General features: G+C 46.4%; 17 protein-coding genes and 2 pseudogenes. 15 read left to right on the top strand and 4 right to left on the bottom strand.

Going from position 1 to position 22,834, the window contains the following annotated elements:
* The first annotated feature begins 96 nt into the window (after positions 1–96).
* Positions 97–534, top strand: coding sequence for a DUF4440 domain-containing protein (locus QUB61_RS23235; RefSeq protein ID WP_333132388.1), 438 nt, complete (start codon positions 97–99; stop codon positions 532–534).
* Positions 535–861: 327 nt separating this feature from the next.
* Here the strand turns inward: QUB61_RS23235 and QUB61_RS40030 are convergent, their stop codons facing one another.
* A complete protein-coding gene (locus QUB61_RS40030) occupies positions 862–1,137 on the bottom strand; it encodes a hypothetical protein (protein WP_445300239.1) in 276 nt (91 codons plus the stop codon).
* A 721-nt stretch (positions 1,138–1,858) separates the two neighbouring features.
* Between QUB61_RS40030 and QUB61_RS23225 the strand changes: the two genes are divergently transcribed.
* The 11 genes and pseudogenes from QUB61_RS23225 to QUB61_RS23175 all read left to right on the top strand — a co-directional run bounded on the left by QUB61_RS23225 (position 1,859) and on the right by QUB61_RS23175 (position 17,603).
* Complete coding sequence (locus tag QUB61_RS23225; protein ID WP_333132387.1) at positions 1,859–3,175, top strand: ABC transporter substrate-binding protein; 1,317 nt, start codon at positions 1,859–1,861, stop codon at positions 3,173–3,175.
* Between the two features lie 301 nt (positions 3,176–3,476).
* Positions 3,477–4,376 carry a sugar ABC transporter permease gene (locus QUB61_RS23220; protein WP_333132386.1) on the top strand — a complete coding sequence of 300 codons (900 nt, stop codon included), beginning with the start codon at positions 3,477–3,479 and terminating at the stop codon, positions 4,374–4,376.
* 239 nt (positions 4,377–4,615) lie between these two features.
* Positions 4,616–5,479 (top strand): carbohydrate ABC transporter permease, encoded by an 864-nt coding sequence (locus QUB61_RS23215; RefSeq protein WP_333132385.1) that lies wholly within the window; start codon positions 4,616–4,618, stop codon positions 5,477–5,479.
* Positions 5,480–5,682: 203 nt separating this feature from the next.
* Positions 5,683–6,765 carry an ABC transporter ATP-binding protein gene (locus QUB61_RS23210; protein ID WP_333132384.1) on the top strand — a complete coding sequence of 361 codons (1,083 nt, stop codon included), beginning with the start codon at positions 5,683–5,685 and terminating at the stop codon, positions 6,763–6,765.
* Positions 6,766–7,098: 333 nt separating this feature from the next.
* On the top strand, positions 7,099–7,449 hold the full coding sequence (locus QUB61_RS23205) for a hypothetical protein (protein WP_333132383.1): 351 nt from the start codon (positions 7,099–7,101) through the stop codon (positions 7,447–7,449).
* Between the two features lie 476 nt (positions 7,450–7,925).
* A complete protein-coding gene (locus tag QUB61_RS23200; RefSeq protein WP_333132382.1) occupies positions 7,926–8,363 on the top strand; it encodes a DUF3574 domain-containing protein in 438 nt (145 codons plus the stop codon).
* A 99-nt stretch (positions 8,364–8,462) separates the two neighbouring features.
* Positions 8,463–8,741, top strand: coding sequence for a hypothetical protein (locus QUB61_RS23195; RefSeq protein WP_333132381.1), 279 nt, complete (start codon positions 8,463–8,465; stop codon positions 8,739–8,741).
* 324 nt (positions 8,742–9,065) lie between these two features.
* Positions 9,066–9,575, top strand: a complete 510-nt coding sequence (locus tag QUB61_RS23190) for a hypothetical protein (RefSeq protein ID WP_333132380.1) — start codon at positions 9,066–9,068, stop codon at positions 9,573–9,575.
* A 185-nt stretch (positions 9,576–9,760) separates the two neighbouring features.
* A complete protein-coding gene (locus QUB61_RS23185) occupies positions 9,761–11,812 on the top strand; it encodes an ABC transporter ATP-binding protein (protein ID WP_333132379.1) in 2,052 nt (683 codons plus the stop codon).
* Between the two features lie 746 nt (positions 11,813–12,558).
* A complete protein-coding gene (locus tag QUB61_RS23180; RefSeq protein ID WP_333132378.1) occupies positions 12,559–15,972 on the top strand; it encodes a PAS domain S-box protein in 3,414 nt (1,137 codons plus the stop codon).
* 326 nt (positions 15,973–16,298) lie between these two features.
* A pseudogene (locus QUB61_RS23175) lies at positions 16,299–17,603 on the top strand (cytochrome P450).
* Positions 17,604–17,797: 194 nt separating this feature from the next.
* Here QUB61_RS23175 and QUB61_RS23170 read toward each other — a convergent pair.
* A pseudogene (locus QUB61_RS23170) lies at positions 17,798–18,001 on the bottom strand (chorismate pyruvate-lyase family protein); the annotation flags it as partial.
* Positions 18,002–18,295: 294 nt separating this feature from the next.
* On the opposite strand from QUB61_RS23170, the gene QUB61_RS23165 reads away from it, so the two are divergent.
* Positions 18,296–19,600: a cytochrome P450 gene (locus QUB61_RS23165; protein WP_333132377.1), complete on the top strand. Its 1,305-nt coding sequence runs from the start codon at positions 18,296–18,298 to the stop codon at positions 19,598–19,600.
* A 195-nt stretch (positions 19,601–19,795) separates the two neighbouring features.
* Here QUB61_RS23165 and QUB61_RS23160 read toward each other — a convergent pair whose 3' ends face one another.
* On the bottom strand, positions 19,796–20,401 hold the full coding sequence (locus QUB61_RS23160) for a chorismate lyase (RefSeq protein ID WP_190738647.1): 606 nt from the start codon (positions 20,399–20,401) through the stop codon (positions 19,796–19,798).
* A gap of 54 nt (positions 20,402–20,455) precedes the next feature.
* Positions 20,456–20,599: a hypothetical protein gene (locus tag QUB61_RS23155; protein WP_333132376.1), complete on the bottom strand. Its 144-nt coding sequence runs from the start codon at positions 20,597–20,599 to the stop codon at positions 20,456–20,458.
* 35 nt (positions 20,600–20,634) lie between these two features.
* On the opposite strand from QUB61_RS23155, the gene QUB61_RS23150 reads away from it, so the two are divergent.
* The gene (locus QUB61_RS23150) at positions 20,635–22,254 is read left to right on the top strand and encodes an NAD(P)/FAD-dependent oxidoreductase (protein ID WP_333132375.1); all 1,620 of its coding nucleotides are present in this window, start codon (positions 20,635–20,637) and stop codon (positions 22,252–22,254) included.
* 22 nt (positions 22,255–22,276) lie between these two features.
* A complete protein-coding gene (locus QUB61_RS23145; protein WP_333132374.1) occupies positions 22,277–22,432 on the top strand; it encodes a hypothetical protein in 156 nt (51 codons plus the stop codon).
* The last annotated feature ends 402 nt before the right edge of the window (positions 22,433–22,834 follow it).

Here is a 22,834-nt window from a genome sequence, read left to right as displayed (position 1 = left end):
TTAATTGGGTCAACAGGTAAAAGATGAGTAATTTTACTCATTGACAATAGTGCTTTTAGCTTAACTTGTGAGTAATGGTCTGCGTTTATAGATAATTTGTTCAGCGGGTACGCCTCACGCGCATTCCTCCCGTCACTCAACGGGGTACCGTTAGAGTGCGGGACTCCTGCTGTTTTAGTTGAAGAAGTCTATGCAGCAAATGTTAGGGGACGCGACTTAGAGGGTTATGGAAAGATGTACACCGACGATGCTCTCTGGATGCCACCAAATCAAGCCGAAAGGCGCGGAATTCCTGACATTATTGAAGGCTTTGCCGCTCTGATCGCTAACCAAAATATCGATCCAACCTTCATCGCTGAAGAAATCGAAGTGAGGGGCGATGTTGGTTATGTCGTCGGTACATATCTCGCCACAAATTACCCGATAGATGGCAGTGCATCTAAGGAAGTCAAATTTCGAGCACTATGGTTAATGAAAAAAGAGGAAGACATCTGGAAAATCGATCGCGAGATTTGGAATGTAAAGCCTGATTAAGGCTAAGCTTTACCTAAAAAAGTTAGCGGTAGAGTGTCGGCGCGTTTAGTAAAAAGTTCAGCATCAATAATGATTCTTTTTTCAAAACGCGCCCGGATTATTGGATGATATATACAACACGAAGGAATCCTAACCTGAGTGGCGAGATGCTTCCAAGGATATCTATCTTAGCTTTTTCATGTTTACAACTAATCTGAAATCCCATGGCTCCGAGTATACAAAAGTTGTAATCCAGCACGTGAAAGAGCTGAAGAACTTCGGTTACACGGGCTTTGAGTTTGCGATCGCGCTAGGGGAGGCTGAAGATTACCTACAAGAAATTGAGAATTACACCAACCTGCGTTGTGCTGTGGCAGGATGGTAATCTTCGGGATATTGACCTGCAAGCGCCCGAAAGTAGTCGAGATTATGGCTTAACTGTTCAATCAAGCTCAGGTCGTCGGAAACATTTGCAGGAGTGCAGTAGGTAAAGAAGGCAAAGGCCTGCGTATCGACTGCCAGATGGCGTTTGATGCCATTGGTGCATTTGTAGTGACAAAACTCTTTGGAGTTCACACTCGCAGTGCAGGTATTTTTCACCGCTTGCGAGTCAAGGATTAGCAACCTTGTCCACTTTGGTTTTTTTTGACTGGTTGCGGCACTCTAGGATGCAAGGCAGTCATGATGCGATCGAGGACTGCTGTCGCCCGCCACTGCTTGTAATGCCAGAATACAGTGGAATAGGGGGGCAAGTATGAAGGCAAATCACACGAGTTACAGCCTTTGCTATATCCGGCGCAGGACAGGAAATTGCCCTTCTTCGTGTCCACTTAATGTCACACCCAGTACCGGTCTGCTGTTTGACGATTAGGGTGCGATCGCCCCTGATTCAGGCCCCCTACTGCCGGCAACGATTCGGGGGATGCCAGGGGGATCTAGACTCAGGTAAAAGCAATATTTATCAGGGGTTTCCGTCTTAAGTTGAGACCAATGGACAAGCCCTAAGTCCCTACTTTATTTCATCGGATTGACAACTGCTATCTTAGAGAATTTTCTCAATATAGCGGTTCTCAAGCGTGGTGAGGTATGGGGGCGAGTCCTATGCCCTATGCCCGCGAGAGCACCTCATGTTACGCTCGAAAGGCTATATCTCTCTGTAGATAGATGTTGACTTAACTCGCTAGCTAGATGGTTAAATCGAAATTTGCACTTTTCACTCAAGCATTATTAAGTAAGCTAAAGTTTAGTTAAACTTTTATTGCACAAACTCGCTAAATCCAGCGAAACAAAAGAAAGCGAGTTATGAGAGAAAGAAGGCGATCGCACCGCCATTTCTCAAAAGCAAATGCAAAAAATAAATTCCCCGCAGCAAGGAAGCCAGAAGCGTCCCCGTCTTTTAGCGTTATTCGCTGTGACATTAGCCGCCGTCTTACTTTTATTTATTCGGCCTGCACTGACTCAACAGCCAGTCGTGCTCACGATGTTGATGCAAAGCCAAGACATTGTTAACTGGAAACCCTTTGTCAAAGAATTTGAACAGAAAAACTCCGGCATTCGCATCAACCTCATAGAAGGGCCTTCTGACACAAACCTCATAGAAAATCTTTACACATCTGCCTTTCTTTTAGGCGAATCGCCCTACGACATCATCAACATGGATATTGTCTGGGTTCCCAAATTTGCAGCTGCAGGCTGGGTAAGGGATTTGACAGACAGAATTCCCCCCAAACAACTATCAAAATTCATCCAAGGTAACGTCGAAGGCGGGCGGTATCGGGGGAAACTTTACCGAATTCCCCACGCTTCCGATGCCGGAATGCTTTATTACCGCAAAGACATTTTAGAACAAGCGGGAATTCCAGCGCCGAAAACCTTTGAAGAGATGGTAAAAATATCTCAAAACTTGCAAAAACAGGGACAAGCAACTTGGGGTTATTTGTGGCAAGGCAAACAATACGAGGGAGTCTCTGCGATGTTTGTCGAGGTACTCTCGGGTTTCGGCGGCTTTTGGGCTAACCCTGAAACTTTTGAAGTTGGGTTAGATAAACCGGAGGCAATTAAAGCAGTGGAATTTCTCAAAAATACGATCGCCTCGGGCATTTCTCCTCCGGGTGTCACCACCTACGCCGAAGAAGAAACCAGGCTGTTGTTTCAAAACGGCAAAGCGCTTTTTTTGCGAAACTGGCCGTATGTTTGGAAGCTGGCAAATGCCGAAGGATCGAATGTTAGAGGCAAAATTGCGATCGAGCCAATGCTCAGCAGTATCGGTCAAACAGGCGGTTCCTGCTTGGGCGGCTGGGGCTGGGGAATTGCCAAAACCTCAAAACATCCAGAACAAGCGTGGAAAGCAATTAAATACCTTACCAGCGAGGAAACCCAGCGCAAATTTATTTTAGAAACCGGTTTAGTTCCCAGTTACAAATCCCTATTTACCAACAAAGAAATAGTCGCCCAATATCCCCACTACCCGCAACTGCTAAAAGTAGTGGAACGACCAGCGTTGCGCCCGCCCCTGGCACAATACGCTCAAGCTTCTGATATTTTGCAGCGTTATTTGAGTTCAGCTTTTACCGGGAGAATGAGTGCAGAACAAGCCATGAAAGCAGCAGCTAGCGAAACTCGCAATTTATTGGGCAGTTTGAAACAACCCAAAGCTTCATAAATTTGACATCTTGCCTCTGTCAGAAACAGGCAAGATGCCTGTTCCACAAAGAGTGAATTTTTTTATTGTGGGGTGGGCCGAAGAGCCCGCCCGAACAGGCTTTCCGGCCTGTTCCACAATTTGACATCTTGCCTCTGTCAGAAACAGGCAAGATGCCTGTTCCACAAAGAGTGAATTATTTTATTGTGGGGTGGGCCGAAGAGCCCGCCCGAACAGGCTTTCCGGCCTGTTCCACAAAAAGTTAATTCAATTGTGGGGTGGGCCGAAGAGCCCGCCCAAAAATAAATTAAAAGTGAACAATATGCAATTAGACAAGATGCGACAGCGCGAACAAAAAACCGGATGGATATTAGTAGCACCAGCTTTGATAATTCTGCTGCTAGTATTTGCTTACCCAATATTGCGCGCTTTTTGGCTGAGTTTATTCACCCAAAACCTCGGTACAGAATTAAAACTGGTTTTTTCCGGTTTTGCTAACTACAGTCGAATGTTAGGCGACGGGCGTTTCTGGCAAACTTTAGGCAACACCACAGTATTTACAGTCGCCTCTGTTGTGCTGGAATTAATTCTCGGTATGGGCATTGCCTTAGTCTTAAATCAATCCTTCACAGGGCGGGGCATCGTGCGGACAATTTCCTTGCTGCCTTGGGCGCTGCCCACTGCATTGATGGGAGTAGCTTGGGCGTGGATTTTTAACGACCAATACGGCGTAATTAACGACATTTTGAGGCGTTTGGGATTGATTCAAAATAGCATTAGCTGGTTGGGAGATCCGACTTTGGCAATGATGGCAGTGATTACAGCGGATGTGTGGAAAACTACGCCCTTTGTCAGCTTGCTTTTGCTAGCGGGATTGCAGTCAATTCCCGGTGATTTGTACGAAGCACACGCGATTGACGGCGCCAGTAGCTGGCAGAGTTTCCGTCAAGTTACTGTGCCCCTGCTGATGCCGCAAATTGTGATTGCTTTGCTGTTTCGATTTGCCCAAGCTTTCGGCATTTTTGACTTGATTCAGGTGATGACGGGAGGGGGGCCGGCGGGGGGAACAGAGACGGTTTCTATCTACATTTACAGCACGGTAATGAGGTATTTAGACTTTGGGTATGGGGCGGCGTTGGTGGTGTGTACTTTTTTGCTGTTAGTGGCAGCAGTTGCGATCGCCGCTTACCTGTTATCGAGGGCCCGCGCCAGTCAATTTTAGATTTTAGATTTTGGATTTTCGATTGGTGGAAGTTAAGTTAGTTTGCGATCGCACACCCCAGAAACCCAGTTTCTTGCTATATTTCTCGTGACCGTCCGCAAAACTGGTAGAAGCCGGGTCTATCGCCCCACAATTCTATTTCTTGAAACTCTTGTGGGGTGTGCAGGAAAGCCCGCCCCCCCACAAAGTTAAATCTAAATGCAGAACAACTTAGCACGTTCCTTTAATTGGTATAAATTATGTCGATCGCCCGCGAACAACCCACCCAAAAAACCTTTGACCTCCGGCAATTAATCTTGCCAATCTCCGCGATATTAGTCGTCGCATATTTCCTCGCACCTATTATCTGGCAGGTGCTAACTTCTTTCAAAGTAAATGCGGACATTTCGGCAATTCCCAACGTCTACATTCCCAAACGAATTACTTTCGAGCATTACCTGTCCCTCTTCCAACGTCGCCCGTTTGCTCTTTATATTTTAAATAGCGCTTTTGTTTCGATTACTTCAACATTGCTGTGTTTAGCAGTAGGCGCTCCGGCAGCTTACGCTTTAGCCAGGTTGCGGCTGTGGGGCGAAAAAATCATCCTGGCAACTGTGACGATTGTAACCCTGTTTCCGGCGGTGCTGCTATTTTTGGGACTGCTGGAAATTGTCAAAGCTTTGGGTTTAGGCAATAATTATTTAGCATTAATTATTCCTTACACGGCTATCAATCTGCCGCTGACAATTTTGGTGATGCGGAGTTTCTTTCAACAGTTGCCCAAAGATTTGGAAGATGCGGCTAAAGTTGACGGATACAACACTTTTCAAATGCTGTGGCAAATCGTGCTACCGATGACATTTCCCGCGTTAGTCACAACGGGAATTCTGACGTTTATTTCAGCTTGGAACGAGTTTATTTTTGCACTAACATTTATGACTCGCGAATCTCTAAAAACAATCCCCGTCGCCACGGCTCAACTCAGCGGCGCGTCAGTCTTTGAGATTCCTTACGGGCCGATTGCCGCAGCTACCGTTTTGGGAACTTTGCCCTTGGTTTTGCTGGTTTTGGTGTTCCAGCGGCGCATCGTTCAAGGTTTAACTGCCGGGGCGGTAAAAGGATAAATCGATTTTAGATTTTAGATTTTAGATTTTAGATTGAACTGGTTCCTAGGCTCTGCCTGGGAACCGATATCCAGAGGCTCTGCCTTGGCTTACGGAGGAAAATTGGAGGCAGAGCCTCCGGATATGCGTTACCAGGCAGAGCCTGGGAACGAGTCAACAACACAGTCAACAGTCAACAGTCAACAGTCAACAGTTTAAAAATCATGGCAAAATTGCAACTAAAAAACCTCAATAAAACCTACAGCCCTAAAGTTGTTCCCGTGAAAGACATTAGTTTGGATGTCAGCGAAGGGGAATTTCTGACTTTGTTGGGGCCGTCGGGGTGTGGCAAATCTACGACGCTCAGGTTAATTGCAGGGTTGGAACAGCCAACTAGGGGCGAGATTAGAATTGGCGATCGCAATGTCACTTATCTGAGACCGGGCGATCGAGATATTGCCATGGTTTTTCAAAGTTACGCGCTTTATCCGCACATGACAGTATACGAGAATATGGCATCGAGCCTCAAACTTCGCAAAATCTCCTCCAGCGAAATCAATCGGTTAGTGACGGAAGTTGCAACATCCCTCGGATTGACGGAATTAATCGATCGCAAACCCGGAAAACTATCAGGCGGACAGCGGCAGCGAGTCGCCCTCGGCCGCGCATTAGTGCGCCAACCGGAAGTATTTTTGCTCGACGAACCTTTGAGCAATCTCGACGCATTATTGCGGGAAAAAGTTAGGGCCGAACTCAAACAATTATTTTCCTCCCAAAAAGCTCCTGTAGTTTACGTAACTCACGACCAAACCGAAGCAATGACGCTTTCTACAAAAGTCGCAGTTCTTAACAGCGGCAACGTGCAGCAACTAGACCCGCCACACTTAATTTATACCCGTCCTGCAAATCAGTTTGTAGCGGGTTTTGTGGGCAGCCCGCAAATGAATTTGCTCGTGCTTAAATGCCAGGGCAATTTTGCTGTGTTGGGGGATTTTCGAGTTCCACTACCAGATATGCCGACTGTGCCGCCAGAAATTGTGTTGGGAATTCGCCCGGAACACGTCGGCTTTGCAGATGTAGAGTCCGGCAAGCTGTCGGCCCCAGAGGCAATTAAAGGTGAGGTTTATTTAGTGGAAAACTTGGGAATGCAAAATTTAGTTAGCGTCCGAGTTAAAGGTTTGGAGTCAGTAACGGTGCGGGCTTTACTGCCAAATGACCGCCACTGGAATTCGGAAATTGTAGAGCTGGTTTTTCCGCCTCAGTTGCTGCACTGGTTTGACGTGAAAACTGGCGATCGCTTGGAATAAGAATTTGCCCTGTATAGCATGATTGATTGAAAATGGTCTAACCTTGTGCTGAAAAAAACCTTTTCTGCTTCTAACTAATTTATGACTTTAGTTAGAGGTAGAAGTATTTTGCTGCTGTTAGTGTGAAATAGGTGTTGAAAAAAGCTAATTGGCTGACACATAGGTTGCGTGTTTACAAAATTTTATCGCTAACCTATAACTCTATTTACGTGGTTAATGGCAAGTTGAAGCTAAGTTAGCTTTCCCTCGCGTTAGCTGCGGATTTTGGAGCAAGTCAATTAGATGAAAAAATGTTGAAAATTATCACCAATCAACTTAGGGAGTATGACCGAGATGAATTTGATTTCCACAGCCATTGCTCGCATCAGTTCCCTGCTTAAGGGCTTTCAAATCAAGAGTTTTTTGAGTGTTGTCCTAGTCGGTTTTCTGCTGCTAACAACAAGTGTTGATTCGGGAAGCAGCAACAAAGGTTTTGGCGCGCAAGCCAGCTCAAAGGCCGATCTAAATAATCCTGAAAGACCCCAAACAACGCGGGAATGGAGGCAAGAAGCTCGCGAAACCTCAGACTCTCCGGGCGAACGAGCTCAGAAGATTGGGCAAGAGGCAGGAGCGGCCGTGAAAGAATTCGGGGAGATGTACACTGACACTGCTAAGAGAAGTATCCGCGAATTAAAGGGTAACTAGCTCCACCTAAAAAAATATAACACTCAGCAACCTGATGGCTGTAGGCGCGGCGCCAAGAGTGCCTGCCCTTGCGGGTTTCTCAACCCCTGAAAAGTTTGACGTTTAAATAGGTTGAGCAACTTAATACGGCAGACGCAATCGAGTAGGCGAGCATAAATAAACAAGGACGGACGCTCATAAACCCGGTTTCTCATGTGAAACTGGGTTTTTGAGTGGGAAGCCTTTTATGTTAAATTAAATCAAATTCGCGTTAAAAACCTCTCGATAAGACTCGGCGGTTGAAACCGATCCTATACAAACTTTCGTCCGAGCAGAGGGGGACTAAGAAATAATAAGACTCGGCGGTGGAAACCAGTCCTACACAAACTTTCGTCCGCCTAAGCGCTCTAAGCGCTGGCTTCGCCCGCGCGGACTGAGAAATAAGCGGTAAGGCACTTATGGCCCACCCTACATATAGAAGTTCCGCGTAATTCCTGATGAATAAACATCTTAACAGTCTTGGTTTGACCTGTCTGCTGTTCATCTTACCTGTTTTTCCGGCGACAATTGCCCGCGCTCAGCTTCCCGAAACTTCAGATACTAATGCCAAGCAAACAAATCTCCTCAAAGATGAACTGTATTTTGGCTTAACTAAACCCGGAGGCGAGACAATTTCTGAATCAGAATGGCAGGAGTTTGTCAAGACCGTTATTACCCCTCGCTTTCGGGAAGGGCTAACGGTATTAGACGGCTCCGGGCAGTTTCTCAACAGCTCGGGAATTCTGATTCAAGAAAACTCTAAAATAGTTATTTTAATTTATGAAAGTAGCTCGGAAAAAAATCAAGCTATTAATGAAATTATTGAAACTTACAAGCGCACTTTCCAGCAAGAGTCAGTGCTGCGGGCCACCAGCGAAGTTAAGGTTTCTTTCTGATGCGGTCATCGAATCAGTATATTTATGATATTATTTGTGGTAATCAAGGTCATACCCTCAAAGATAAGTAGGGTGCGGGTGCAAGCAAAATCATAATTTTTGGGTATCGATCGCACACTCGAACAAGTCGCTAGAAAAACCTGCCCGGGAGAAAACAAAAACATGACGAACGACGGCAACCAAAAAGCTGAACCGCCGGAAAGCGAAGATTCAAAAAATTTGTCCGGCATGGCGAAAGCTTTTCTTGTGAGCGTGGCTTGGTCTTACGCCGAGGCATTGGAGCGAACGAAACGCTCGCAAAATCCACAGGTACCCGCGCCGGAATCTCCGACAGAATCTCCGAGAGAACAAGTCGATCGCAATCCTGAAAGCAATTAATCAAACACCATTAATGCCCTCGATGTGCCAAATTATCTGTGCGATCGCACGCAGTAATCAGTTAGCTGTTTTGAGTTGAGAACAATCTACTCAGAACAGCGAGCTGTGCAATTAGAGACGAATTGGTAGTGGATTTTACAAAAAAAAAGTGAAATCCCCGTGACCCTCCAACAAGCTCAGGACAAGCTTTAGTCCGGGGATCGTCCGTGCGTTGCAGGTTTGAACCTCAACCTATGTCTATCCCTAAAAGGGATTTAAACTAAACAAAGTACGGTTTTACCGTTACAGTGTACAAAACAAATAACCAATTTTTAGCTCGGTCTCATGTCTAATTCACAAATGATTGGCAAAGCGATCGCAGGTAGCCTTTGCTTAGGCATCCTCGCCAGTTTGAACGCCTCCCTCGGCCCGGCATCCGCAGCAGCACCAATAATTGCCGAAGCAGCGGCCCCGGCCGCTAGCAACCTCGACCAGCAACTCCTAGGCCAATGGCAAGTTACAGTCCCCTCGGGTCAGTCTTTCACCTTCGTCTTTGCCCCAGAAGGCAAATTGTTTCTCATGGCTAAAGGCCCGGACGGAGCCGCCCGCGCCCAAGAAATGAGGTACAAAGTTAATCTCGGTGAAAAACCGATGCACCTTGATGTCCGCCTCAGCAGCACAGAAACAGTTGAGACTGTTTTTGAGTTGACTCCCGAAGGTCAAATGCGCCTTCAGTTGCAAGGCGCCACTCCCGGAAAGGCGAGACCTAATTCCTTAAACGATCGGGCAACCGTGTTTAAAAAGGTCTCCGAGGCCACTGCACTGCCTGCTGACACTGAGGTCATCGGTTTTTGAGGAAAATTACTCTCCGGCAGAAGGCACTCCAGTAGTTCTGAGTTTTGAGTTGGGAGTTTTAAGTTAAAGAATTTAAACTTTAAAATTCAAAACTTACAACTTAAAACTTTCCCCCTGTCTTCTGCCTTCAATCAGGCCCTGCTACAATCCACTTAATCTCCCTTTAACTTTTGCCATAGACCTCCATGAGTGAAACCGTCCTAGAAGTTCGCAACCTGCAGGTTGAATTTCAGTCTGCAGACGCAGGCGATGCGTCTGCAAAAGTCAAAGCTGTTGACGGCATTTCCTTTGAGGTCAAGCGAGGGCAAACTCTGGGAATCGTGGGAGAGTCGGGGTCGGGAAAATCGGTGACATCCCTGGCTGTTATGGGTTTGCTTTCGAGTTCGTCAACTTCAATCGAGGGCGAAATTTGGTTTTATTCGACAAAAGACGGCGCTAGCAATGGGGCTGTGAATCTGCTGGAAATCCCGGACAAGGAAAAACAAACATACCGGGGCAGCCAGATTGCGACGATTTTTCAAGAGCCGATGAGTTCGCTAAATCCCGTTTATACGATCGGATTTCAACTCACAGAAGCCATTTGTTTGCACCAAAAGGTGTCGCAGACACAAGCGCGGCGCCAAGCTGCTTCTCTGCTGCAAGAGGTGAAGCTGCTACCGGGCGACGACGAGCTCAGGCAGCGGTGTTTGGCTTTGCGGCAAGAGCATGGACGGGCTGCTGCGGGGAATCAAGCAGTTATAGAGGACGATCGCGATTTGATGCAGCTCGTCAACGGCCAAAAACAAGCTATGCTCGATCGCTACCCCCACGAACTCTCAGGCGGCCAAATCCAGCGCGTGATGATTGCAATGGCCATTTCTTGCAATCCAACTTTATTAATTGCTGATGAACCGACAACGGCTTTGGACGTAACCGTGCAGGCAACTATCTTAGCTTTGCTGCGGGAGTTGCGGGACTCTAGAGGCATGGCAATGATTTTTATTACCCACGATTTGGGCGTCATTGCTGAAATTGGCGATACGGTGGCGGTGATGTACCGAGGCAAGATTGTTGAGTGCGGTGCGATCGAACAAATTTTTAGCAATCCCCAACATCCTTACACAAAAGGTTTATTAGCTTGTCGCCCAACTCTCGAGAGGCAACTGCGCCGCTTGCCGACAGTTTCCGATTTTATGGATGTCACCACAAATGCTAGCGGCGAATTAGTAATTGTCCAGAAAAATGCCGATTTAGACGGCGACAGCAGCGGGGGAAATCCAGCTTTTGCAACAGGAAAACCGCCTCGGCTGCCGAATATTTCCGAGCCTTTGCTGGTTGTTAATAACTTGCGAGTCGGTTTTCCGGTGCAGGGAATGTTTGGCGAAACTAAACGCTTGTTTATGGCGGTAAACGATATTTCTTTTGAGGTTTACCCGGGCGAGACTTTGGGTTTGGTGGGCGAGTCTGGCTGCGGCAAATCAACTTTGGCGAGAGCTTTGCTGCAATTAATTCCGGCAGCCAGCGGTAAAGTGTTTTTTGAAGGTCAAGAAATTACACCTCCTGCGAAAAGTAGTGCGGCATCGCAGTGGATGGCTAACTATCGGATGCAAAAAGAGTACGATCGCAAATTGCGGTGGCTGCGGCGCGATATGCAAATTATTTTTCAAGACCCTTTTAGTTCTCTCGATCCGCGCCTAAATATTGGGGCAGCGGTGATGGAACCGATGGTGATTCACCGCTTTGGGAAGAACCAGAAAGAACAGCGCGATCGCGCGGCTTATTTGTTGGAGAGAGTCGGTTTAAATCCAGATTTTATGCGGCGCTACCCTCACGAGTTTTCGGGCGGACAGCGGCAGCGAATTTGTATTGCTAGAGCTTTGGCTTTGAATCCTAAGTTTATTATTTGCGATGAGTCGGTTTCGGCATTAGATGTGTCGGTGCAGGCGCAAGTTTTAAATTTGCTCAAGGAGTTGCAAACAGAGTTTGGACTGACTTATATTTTTATTTCTCACGATTTGAGCGTGGTCAAGTTTATGAGCGATCGCGCGATCGTCATGAACAAAGGTAAAATCGAGGAAATGGGCACTGCCGAGCGCATTTACCGCCAACCGCAGCAAGCTTACACGCGACAACTTATAGCTTCTATTCCAGCAGGGAATTTGGAGCGAATTCGGCAACAGCAATTAGGTCGCCAAGCTGCTGGGCCTGCTGTGGCGCCTTGGCCCCCATCGCCCGCAGATGAATCGGAACAAGTTTGATATAGCAACCGCGCCCGACGGTTAGGACATTCTCGATCGCTGAAACCATTGCTATTACTGCTTCTTCCTTCTTCCTTCTTCCGACGGACATCGGACTTCTGCTATATCTAGTGTTTGAAAATGCAATCAATTACCAATTGCCCGTTACCAATTACCAATTACTAATTAGCCCGCTCGGCGCTAACATCTCGTGCAACGAAAAACTGCTACCAAGATTTATTTCATTTTATCTTCACAAATCAGCAGTTTATCTTTATTTTAACTTCATAATTTATGGTCAAATTCAATAGGGTTGAACTTGACTAATATTCCGGGTTGTTCAACCCACAGCCAGGGCGCTCCACGCAGTATTTTCGGACATCAAACCCCGTCATTCCTGGACGAAAAAAGTGGTAGAACACGCTACTAAGAGCGCGGTAAGCTGCTTCATTCGCAGCCTAAATAATTAGGTTCTGCGTCCAGGACTAGGTAGATTAAGCCAAATGTCCAATGACTAACAGCAATATGTAGCGTAGTATTATAGATAGACTCTCTATATGAGTCAAAAAAATTAAAAAATGCGTACCCCAGCTAAAAAGAGATTGCTCGCTAATTCCGTAAATACACTTAATTCTCTTGCCGGGTTGCGTAGATTTACGCAAACTTAAAAAGGCTAGATTTCCCAAGCTAGGAAAATCTTACAATATTTAAACATCTTTATTGTAATTTTGAGTCACAAGAAGTCAAACGGGATCAAGAGTAAAAAAATGAAATCTTCTGTTCGTATCGAAGAATCAAAAAACACTAAATTCTCGAACTTAGTGCAACTGTTGTTGAGAAAAATTACGGCAGCAGTCACCAGAAGAGAAAAGACAGAAGGCAGCAACCACTATGAAAAAAAAATCAGTCTAGCGACGATCGCCGCTGGTAGTTTATTCTCAATTTTGATAATTGTACTGCTGGTGTTAAACGGGTGGCTCGTAGGTGGCAGCGGTGATAATTTCTACGCTCGCCAAATCGTCCTGGGATTTTTGGGAATAGCAAATATTGTCTTTTGGGCGGTATGGGCGCGTTCAAACACCTCTTGGGCCCTCGCGGAAAACGATCGCCCATTCAGCGAACCCGACGGGGGCGATCGCTTTTTTAGCCTCTCGCTAGATTTGCTGTGCGTCCTTAGTTTTGACGGTTATGTAAAACGCATCAACCCAGCAGCAGAAAAAATACTCGGCTATTCCCCAGCAGAAATGGTTGGCAAACTCTTCCTCGAATTCGTGCATCCAGACGATCGCGAAACTACTTTAAAAGAAGCTGAAAGTCTTGCTGCGGGGAATAATACCGTTGGGTTTGAAAACCGCTGGCGCTGTCGAAACGGTTCTTACAAGTGGATAGCCTGGACTGGTACCCGTTTCTGGGAGGAAGAATTGCTCTATGGTGTCGGCCGCGACATTACCGATCGCAAACAAGCAGAAGCAGCGCTGCAAGAGAGCCAGCGTTTTGTTGAGCGAATTGCCAATACCAGTCCGAATCTTCTCTTTGTTTACGACGAAAGCGAGCAGCGAAATGTCTACAGCAACCGCGAAATCACTGATACCCTCGGCTATACGAGCGCAGAAGTTGAAAACATGGGCAGCAATCTGCTGCCCACCATCATCCACCCTGACGACTTAGCTAAATTTCCCGAATATTTTCAGCACTTAGAAAATGCTCCCGACGGCGAGGTTGTTGAGTACGAATATCGGGTACGCGATCGGCACAATTGTTGGCACTGGTTAGTCAGCCGGAATATAGTATTTAGCAGAACAGAGGAGGGAAAAATTAAGCAGCGTCTCGGTGCTGCTACGGACATTACACAGCGCAAAATAGCAGAACAAGCTTTAGCAGAACAATTGAAACTTTCTATATTCACAGCAGATGTGGGAATTGGTCTAACTAAAAACCAGACTTTGCTTGCAACTTTGCAATATTGCGCCAATGCAGTTGTGCGCCATTTGGATGTTGCCTTTGCTCGGATTTGGACGCTGAATGAAGACGGAAATGTATTGGAACTGCAAGCAAGCGCGGGGATATATACTCACATTGACGGCGCTCACAGCCGCATTGCTGTCGGCGATTTCAAGATTGGTTTAATCGCCCTGGAGCGACAACCTCACATCACTAATTCTGTGCAAGAAGATCCCCGAATCCAAAACAAAGAATGGGCCTCACGAGAAGGAATGGTGGCTTTTGCTGGATATCCGCTCATTGTTGACAATCAGTTGCTGGGAGTAATAGCGCTGTTTGCTCGCGAGGAGTTGAATGAAGCAACGCTGATTGCTTTGGCGGCAAGTGCCGATACGATCGCCCTGGGGATTAAGCGCAAACAAACAGAAGTTGCTCTCGCCACACAAAAGCAAACATTGAGGGCAATTATTGACAACGCTCCGATCTGGGTCTGGATGGCAAATGCTAGCGGGCGGATGTTATTAGTTAACAAAACTTTCTGCGAAGATGTGGCTATACCCGAATCCAGATTTTTAGCAGCATCTCACTATTCCGAAGTTTTGGGATTAGAAGCATCTGCTAACCGCATGGCATCTGACGCGCAAGCGTGGAGCCAAAATATTCCCTGTTATGCTGAAGAAGTGATGCAGCTTGCTGATGGTAAAGAACATTATTTGGAGACAATCAAAACTCAGGTCAAAGATGATGAGGGTAACGCGATCGGCTTAATCGGTTTGGGTTTGGACGTTACAAAACAACAAGAAGCTCAAAGACAGTTGCAAAAGTCGGAAACGAGATTCCGTAAATTAGCGGAGCAGGAAGCGCTGCTGAACCAGCTAGCTAGCAATATCCGCGAATCTCTGGATTTAGATACTATTTTGGCAACAACCGTGCAGCAGATTCGCGACTTGCTGCAACTCGATCGGTGTCTGTTTATCTGGTATGAGCCAGACGCCTCGCAGCCAGTTTGGGCCGTGCAATACGAGGCGAAAAATGCCGATTTGCCTTCCCTGTTGGGTGTAGTTCCTGCTGGTGTGACTGGTTCTCATGCCCAGCGGATTGCCAATTTGGAAATTATACGGATCGATGATTTTGAGACTGTCACCGATCCAGGAGAGCGGGAATTTTTCAGGTATGTAGGATTCAATTCTATGCTGGACATTCCCCTTCAAACATCAAGTGGTAAAATTGGGCTAATTTGCTGTAGCGCTTCTAGCAGCGTGCGGTGTTGGAGCGATGCCGAAGTGGAACTGTTAGTCGCAGTGGGCAACCAATTGGCGATCGCCATTAATCAAGCGGAACTTTACACTCAAAGCGTCGATTCAGCCCGGATAGCGCAAGAACAAGCTGCCAAACTCGAAGTAACTCTGTGCGAACTCCAGCAAGCTCAAACCCACCTCATTCAAGCAGAAAAAATGTCGAGTCTCGGTCAGATGGTAGCAGGAATTGCCCACGAAATCAATAACCCGGTCAGCTTTATTTTCGGCAATCTTACCTACACAGAAGAATACACCGGAAAGCTGATGAAACTGCTGCAAATGTATCGAGATGAATATTCGGAGCCTTCTCCAGCTCTTCAGGAAGCAATAGAGGTGTTCGAGCTGGATTTCTTGCTAGACGACTTGCCGAAAATGCTGTCTTCGATGCAGGTGGGAGCGACTCGCATCCGGGATATCGTGCGGAGTTTGCGGAATTTCTCTCGCCTCGATGAATCCGATATGAAAAAAGTTAACATTCACGAAGGCATCGACAGCACATTGATGATTTTAGAACACCGCCTGAAAGTTCAGCCCGATCGCCCAGCAATTCAAATCCTTAAAGAATACGGACAATTGCCACTGGTGGAGTGCTACGCCGGACTGTTGAATCAAGTGTTTATGAATATTATCGCTAACGCTATTGACGTTTTACAAGAACCGCTCGAACATCCGGGAATTATCCGCATTCGTACAGAAGTAGAAGGTACTCTCGCTGTGATTAGAATTGCTGATAACGGTGCAGGTATCACCGATCGAGTCAAGCAGCGGATATTTGACCCGTTCTATACTACAAAACGGATCGGTTCGGGAACGGGGATGGGTTTAGCGATTTCCCATTCAATTATTGTCGAAAAACATAAAGGTGAAATCAAGTGTTTCTCGGTGGTGGGGAAAGGCACTGAATTTAGGATCGAGATTCCGATTCAAAAAACACAAAATTAAATTAGTTGGTCGGCAAAATTAGTAAGGTGAGTCTGTTGGAAAAACCCGAGTTTTTTGTACTAACCTTAAGACTGACCTACCCTACAGGCTACTAAGCTGTGTTGCATCTAGATTGCCTATGGTATTAGAGAGGGAGAGGGGGTGAAGGGGAGAGGGGGAGAGGATTTGACGATTTTTGATCGGGACTCGAAATATACAATTTAAATGCACAACAGCTTAACAGAGAAAAGTTATTTGACCAGAAATTTGTCTGCTGCGTATTGCCCACCCGACAGCTAAAATTGATATGATATTAAAAATCAAAAATCAAAAATCAAAAATCAGATATGGCATTACCTCCCGGCAGTTTAGGTTTACCCCTAATTGGCGATACCCTCAACTTTTTGCAAGATACCCAATTTGCCAAAAAACGCCACCAGCAGTACGGGCCCATTTTCAAAACCAGCCTTTTCGGAAAGCCTACCGTTTTTGTGCGCGGCCAAGAGGCTACTTTGTTTGTTTTAAGCAATGACAACAAATATTTTGTTGTGACTTCGCCTCCGAGTACGAAAGCGCTTTTAGGGCCGCTTGCGTTGTTGCTGCAAACGGGTGCTAACCACCAAAATCGGCGCAAGTTGCTGTTCCAAGCCTTTGGGCCGCGAGCTTTGGCAGGCTACATCGGCGCGATGGAAGATATCACTCAGCGATATTTGGAAAAATGGGCCCAAATGGAAACTATGACTTGGTATCCTGAACTGAGAAATTATACTTTTGATGTGGCGGGTAAGTTGTTAGTAGGGATTGAAAATGTTTCGCAAAGGGCGCTCGGGCATAATTTTGAAACCTACTCTGAGGGTTTATTTTCGATTGCTTTAGATGTGCCTTGGACTCAGTTTGGTAAAGCGAAAAAAGCTAGAAACTTACTGTTAGCAGAACTGGAAAATATTATTCGCGATCGCCAAAAAGGAACCCCTAGTGGCAATGATGCTTTGAGTTTGCTGATTTCGGCTCGCGATGACGAGGGAAATAGTTTGAGTTTGGATGAGTTAAAAGATCAAGTGCTGTTGCTGCTGTTTGCAGGACACGAAACTTTAACTTCGGCGCTCACCTCTTTTTGCCTTCTCCTAGCTCAAAATCCCGATGTGATGGCAAAAGTGCGGGCCGAACAGCAGTAGTTCCCCGCAACTGAACCCCTAACATTGGAACAACTCAAACAAATGACCTATTTAGAACAGGTGCTGCGAGAAGTGCTGCGTTTAATTCCACCGATCAGAGGTATGTTTCGGACAGTAATTAATTCTTGTGAGTTCGGCGGCTATGAAATTCCTAAAGGTTGGACCGTGGCTTGTGGGATTAATCAAACCCATCAGGATAGTCAACTTTATCCTGAACCCGAGAGATTCGACCCCGATCGATTTAGCTCCGAGCGAGTGGCTAAACCTTTCAGCTACGTGCCCTTTGGCGGCGGTTTGCGAGAATGTTTGGGCAAAGAATTTGCCCGATTAGAGATAAAGTTGTTTGCGGCAAAGATTATTCGGGAGTTTGAATGGGATCTGTTACCGGATCAAGATTTGAATTTGATCGCAATACCGGCTCAGCGTCCCCGCGACGGTTTGCGAGTAAAATTTCGTCGCACAACTATTAATAGGTAGAAAATCCAGATCCCCGACTTCTTGAAGATGTCGGGGATCTCATACCAAATCCGGCTGTATACCCTCGGGCTCGATCTTCCTCTTCTTCTTTGTGTCATAAGCGTCTTCGCGGTTTATCAAAAAAGACTAAGGCAAGCGTGTCACAATTAGTAAAGTGCGTCAGATGCCAAAACCCTCGCTCAGCCGATCGCATCTCAATCAACATCCAATTGCATCGGCCCCAAATACTTAGTTAAATAAGGCGAAAACACCTCATAAATCAGCGTCAGTGGCTTCCCGTGATGCCAAAACAAATAGTGGCGCCCCCAAAAAGGTCCCGACTGTTCAAAAGCTGACTCCAAAGCCACCGAATCACCGCAATAAATGCCCTGCCCATCGCGATACAATTCTGTTTCAATTATTGTCGAAAAACATAAAGGTGAAATCAAGTGTTTCTCGGTGGTGGGGAAAGGCACTGAATTTAGAATCGAGATTCCGATTCAAAGAACACAAAATTAAATTAGTTGGTCGGCAAAATTAGTAAGGTGCGTCTGTTGGAAAAACAAGAGTTTTTTGTACTAACTTTAAGACGGATCCACCCTACAACCTACAAACAGAGAAAAGTTATTTGACCAGAAATTTGTCTGGTGCGTATTGCCCACCAGACAACTAAAATTGATATGATATTAAAAATCACAAATCACCAATCACAAATGGCATTACCTCCCGGCAGTTTAGGTTTACCCCTAATTGGCGATACCCTCAACTTTTTGCAAGATTCCCAATTTGCCAAAAAACGCCACCAGCAGTACGGGCCCATTTTCAAAACCAGCATTTTCGGACAGCCTACCGTGTTTATGTCTGGCCAAGAGGCTAATTTGTTTATTTTAAGCAATGACAACCAATATTTTGTTGTGGCTTGGCCTGCCAGCACGAGAGCGCTTTTAGGGCCGCTTTCCTTGGCGTTGCAAACGGGTGCTAACCACCAAAATCGGCGTAAGTTGCTGTACCAAGCCTTTGGGCCGCGAGCTTTAGCCGGCTACATCGGCGCGATGGAAAATATCACTCAGCGCTATTTGGAAAAATGGGCCAAAATGGAAACCCTGACTTGGTATCCCGAACTGAGAAAATATACTTTTGATGTGGCGGGTAAGTTGTTAGTAGGGATTGAAAATGGTTCGGAAACGGCGCTAGGGAATAATTTTGAAACATTTGCGGAGGGTTTATTTTCTATCCCTTGGGATTTGCCTTTTACTCCGTTTGGCAAAGCTAAAAAAGGCAGGATGTTACTGTTAGCAGAACTGGAAAATATTATTCGCGATCGCCAACAACGAACCCCTAGTGGCAATGATGCTTTGAGTTTGCTGATTTCAGCTCGCGATGACGAGGGAAATAGTTTGAGTTTGGAGGATTTGAAAGATCAAGTGCTGTTGCTGCTGTTTGCGGGACACGAAACTTTAACTTCGGCGCTCACCTCTTTTTGCCTTCTCCTAGCTCAAAATCCCGATGTGATGGCAAAAGTGCGGGCCGAGCAGCAGCAGTTCCCCGCAACTGAAACCCTAACATTAGAACAACTCAAACAAATGACCTATTTAGAACAGGTGCTGCGAGAAGTGCTGCGTTTAATCCCACCGGTGAGAAATATTTTCCGGACAGCAATTAATGCTTTTGAATTCGGCGGCTATGAAATTCCCAAGGGTTGGAACGTGGTTTCTGGGATTACTCAAACCCATCAGGATAGTCAACTTTATCCTGAACCCGATCGATTCGACCCCGATCGATTTAGCTCCGAGCGATCGCCTAAACCTTTCAGTTACGTGCCCTTTGGCGGCGGTTTGCGAGACTGTTTGGGCAAAGAATTTGCCCGATTAGAAATGAAGTTGTTTGCGGCAAAGATTATTCGGGAGTTTGAATGGGATCTGTTACCGGATCAAGATTTGAATTTAATCACAGTACCGATTCCTCATCCGCGCGACGGTTTGCGAGTGAAATTTCGTCGCACAACTATGAATAGGTAGAAAATCCAGCTCCCCGACATCTTCTGCGAAGTCGGGGGGCTAATACCAAATCCGGCTGTATACCCTCGGGATCGATCTTCCTCTTCTTCTTTGTGTCCTTGGCGTCTTCGCGGTTTATCAAAAAAGACTAAGGCAAGCGTGTCACAATTAGTAAAGTGCGTCAGATGCCAAAACCTTGGATCGGCCGATAGCATCTCAATCAACATCCAATTGCATCGGCCCCAAATACTTAGTTAAATAAGGCGAAAACACCTCATAAATCAGCGTCAGTGGCTTCCCGTGATGCCAAAACAAATAGTGTCGCCCCCAAAAAGGCCCCGACTGTTCAAAAGCTGACTCCAAAGCCACCGAATCACCGCAATAAATGCCCTGCACATCGCGATACAATTCTGTCCGCAGCCGCGCTAAACTGGCCCAAATTGGCAAAGATTTATTTTGTAAATATTCGTCTACGTGGCTCGCTTCCCACCAAGAAGTCGCATAGGCCAGGCGCTGGCCAGAAGCAGTCCGCAGCCACACTTGTCGGCGCAGGCGCGGCCCGGGAACCGCGACAATTTGCTCTGGTGCGCCGTCTGCGTCTTCACCGACTAAAGACATATCGATCACATCTACTTCTGTGGGTTCCCCTGTCAGCAGTTGCAGGTGACGGGTGGGGGAACCGTCGCCCAGGAGCAGTATTTGCCACGCCGGTGCGAGCTTGGTGTGGGGTAAACCCTTCTGTACTGCGTCTTCTGCTCCTTGCCACAGGGGGTTGAGAGCGTGCCAGGTGCGGCTGTTTTTGGGTGTAAATGTTGCAGTCAAGGGTCTTTACAAAATTTAATTTTTTGCTTATTATAACGTTTCTTCAATCTAAAATCAAAAATCGATCGACCGATGACGATCGCCCATAGGATGCCCAGTGAAATAGTTATAATACTTCTGTTCGGGATTTTTATTCTTCCATCTTCCATCTTCCATCTTCCATCTTCCATCTTCCATCTTCCATCTTCCATCTTCCATCTTCCTTCTTCCTTCTTCCTTCTTCCTTCCACTATATGTTACGAATAACTGAAATAAAACTCCCCCTAGATCATCCTCAAGATGCGATCGCCAGCGCCATTCTCAAAAAGCTGCAAATTCCCCCGGAAGAATTGCTGGGCTATTCCATCTTCAAGCGCAGCTACGATGCTCGTAAAAAAGCAGAAATCCTGCTTGTCTATATTGTGGATGTAGAGACGACACAGGAAAAGCAACTTTTGGCGCGCTTCAAAAAAGATCCTCATGTGATGGTAACACCAGACACGAGTTATCGCTTTGTAGCCAAAGCCCCCAGCAATTTGACGGTTCGCCCCATTGTGATTGGTACAGGGCCGTGCGGTATGTTTGCAGGTCTAATGCTGGCACAAATGGGGTTTCGTCCCATCCTTTTAGAACGCGGAAAAGCAGTGCGCGATCGCACGGTTGATACCTTTGGATTTTGGAAGAAAAAAGCAGAATTCAACCCAGAATCTAACGCCCAGTTTGGCGAAGGTGGTGCGGGTACTTTTTCCGATGGCAAACTCTACAGCCAAGTTAAAGATCCTCAGCATTATGGACGCAAGGTGCTGACGGAACTTGTGAGTGCGGGAGCTTCACCGGAAATTTTATATATTAACAAACCGCATATTGGCACGTTCAAACTGGTGGGAATTGTCCAAAGTATTCGCGCCCAAATAGAAGCATTAGGCGGAGAAATTCGGTTTCAAACTCGTGTAGAAGATATCCACATCGAAAATGGAAAAGTGCAGGGACTTACCCTCGCTAGTGGAGAATATATTGCTAGTAATTATATAGTTCTGGCGGTGGGACACAGCGCCCGCGATACTTTTGAAATGTTGTTTTCGCGCGGGGTTTACATCGAGGCTAAACCTTTTTCCATTGGTTTTCGGGTGGAACATCCGCAGACTACGATCGATCGCTGTCGTTTTGGCGATCGGGCGGGCCATAAGCTTTTGGGCGCCGCCGATTACAAAATGGTTCACCATTGCCAAAACAATCGTTCTGTGTATAGTTTCTGTATGTGTCCCGGTGGTTTGGTAGTGGCTGCTGCGTCAGAACCGGGGCGAGTTGTCACTAATGGGATGAGTCAATATTCTCGCAATGAACGCAATGCTAACAGCGGGATTGTGGTTGCTATCACGCCGGAGGATTATCCCGGTCATCCCTTGGCAGGAATTGAGTTTCAGCGTCGCCTAGAAGAACGGGCATTTGAGTTAGGAGGTGGCACTTACAACGCCCCTGGGCAGCTTGTGGGTGATTTTTTGGCGAATCGCCCTTCCACGGCGCTAGGCGCTGTGCAGCCGTCTTATACGCCGGGAGTTGTGATGACTGATTTGAGCGAAAGTTTGCCAGATTATGCGATCGCAGCTATCCGGGAAGCACTTCCGGCTTTTGACAAACAGATTAAAGGATTTGCGATGGATGATGCGGTTTTGACTGGGGTGGAAACGCGCACTTCTTCACCAATTCGGATTAAACGCAAGGAAGATTATCAGAGTTTGAATACAGAAGGTCTTTATCCTGCTGGGGAAGGTGCAGGATATGCGGGTGGAATCCTGTCGGCGGGGATTGATGGGATTAAGGTGGCGGAGGCGGTTGCTTTGAGCATCTTGCAATCTTCAAACCACAAAATTTGAGGCTGGATTTGAGGATTTTTAGATGTTTGAAGATTGCCATCAACTCTCAACTGTCAACCGTCAACTGCGGGACTTACGCATCAAAACTCACATCTTGCATCATTCTCAAGAACAGGCAAGATGCCTGTTCCACAAGAAAATTCACTCTTTGTGGAACAGGCATCTTGCCTGTTCATAAAACCTTATTGAGAATGGTGCAACATCTCAGTCGAAACCTTCTTGACACTCCCGGGCCTAAAGGTGTGGGGATTCTTAATTCATCGACTAACCTTTAAGCGCCATGTCAAGAGCGGCAATTCTTAAACTTTTCAACCGTAGGAAATACTACCAATTGACGAGCTTAACTCACAACACCCCAGAGGGTCTGTCTCCAAAAGCGTACTAGGATACTGAACCTAGAGTTCGGATATGCCCTACCCTACCTAACAAATGAAAAAGTTCTTTGTTTTCTGGTAACGAGGATGTATTAATCCCCTAGCTGTTTTAAGAGTTTTCGCCGCTCTGTGTCCCCAGTTTGTGCCTAAAAGTGTGTCTTAACTGTTTCACGAGGGCAAAGGAGTTTAACCTTGACTTTTGCAGC

Origin of the sequence: Microcoleus sp. C2D2 (assembly GCF_036702495.1) — a bacterium.
Taxonomy (GTDB): Bacteria; Cyanobacteriota; Cyanobacteriia; order Cyanobacteriales; family Microcoleaceae; genus Microcoleus.
This window is presented reverse-complemented; position numbering and strand designations above follow the sequence as displayed.

Excerpts from the sequence above, each read along its gene's own strand:
- QUB61_RS23225 (WP_333132387.1), top strand. The coding sequence starts at position 1,859 with ATGCAAAAAATAAATTCCCCGCAGCAAGGAAGCCAGAAGCGTCCCCGT.
- QUB61_RS23220 (WP_333132386.1), top strand. The coding sequence starts at position 3,477 with ATGCAATTAGACAAGATGCGACAGCGCGAACAAAAAACCGGATGGATA.
- QUB61_RS23215 (WP_333132385.1), top strand. The coding sequence starts at position 4,616 with ATGTCGATCGCCCGCGAACAACCCACCCAAAAAACCTTTGACCTCCGG.
- QUB61_RS23210 (WP_333132384.1), top strand. The coding sequence starts at position 5,683 with ATGGCAAAATTGCAACTAAAAAACCTCAATAAAACCTACAGCCCTAAA.
- QUB61_RS23205 (WP_333132383.1), top strand. The coding sequence starts at position 7,099 with ATGAATTTGATTTCCACAGCCATTGCTCGCATCAGTTCCCTGCTTAAG.
- QUB61_RS23200 (WP_333132382.1), top strand. The coding sequence starts at position 7,926 with ATGAATAAACATCTTAACAGTCTTGGTTTGACCTGTCTGCTGTTCATC.
- QUB61_RS23190 (WP_333132380.1), top strand. The coding sequence starts at position 9,066 with ATGTCTAATTCACAAATGATTGGCAAAGCGATCGCAGGTAGCCTTTGC.
- QUB61_RS23185 (WP_333132379.1), top strand. The coding sequence starts at position 9,761 with ATGAGTGAAACCGTCCTAGAAGTTCGCAACCTGCAGGTTGAATTTCAG.
- QUB61_RS23180 (WP_333132378.1), top strand. The coding sequence starts at position 12,559 with ATGAAATCTTCTGTTCGTATCGAAGAATCAAAAAACACTAAATTCTCG.
- QUB61_RS23165 (WP_333132377.1), top strand. The coding sequence starts at position 18,296 with ATGGCATTACCTCCCGGCAGTTTAGGTTTACCCCTAATTGGCGATACC.
- QUB61_RS23155 (WP_333132376.1), bottom strand. The coding sequence starts at position 20,599 with ATGGAAGATGGAAGATGGAAGATGGAAGATGGAAGATGGAAGATGGAA.
- QUB61_RS23150 (WP_333132375.1), top strand. The coding sequence starts at position 20,635 with ATGTTACGAATAACTGAAATAAAACTCCCCCTAGATCATCCTCAAGAT.
- QUB61_RS23145 (WP_333132374.1), top strand. The coding sequence starts at position 22,277 with ATGTTTGAAGATTGCCATCAACTCTCAACTGTCAACCGTCAACTGCGG.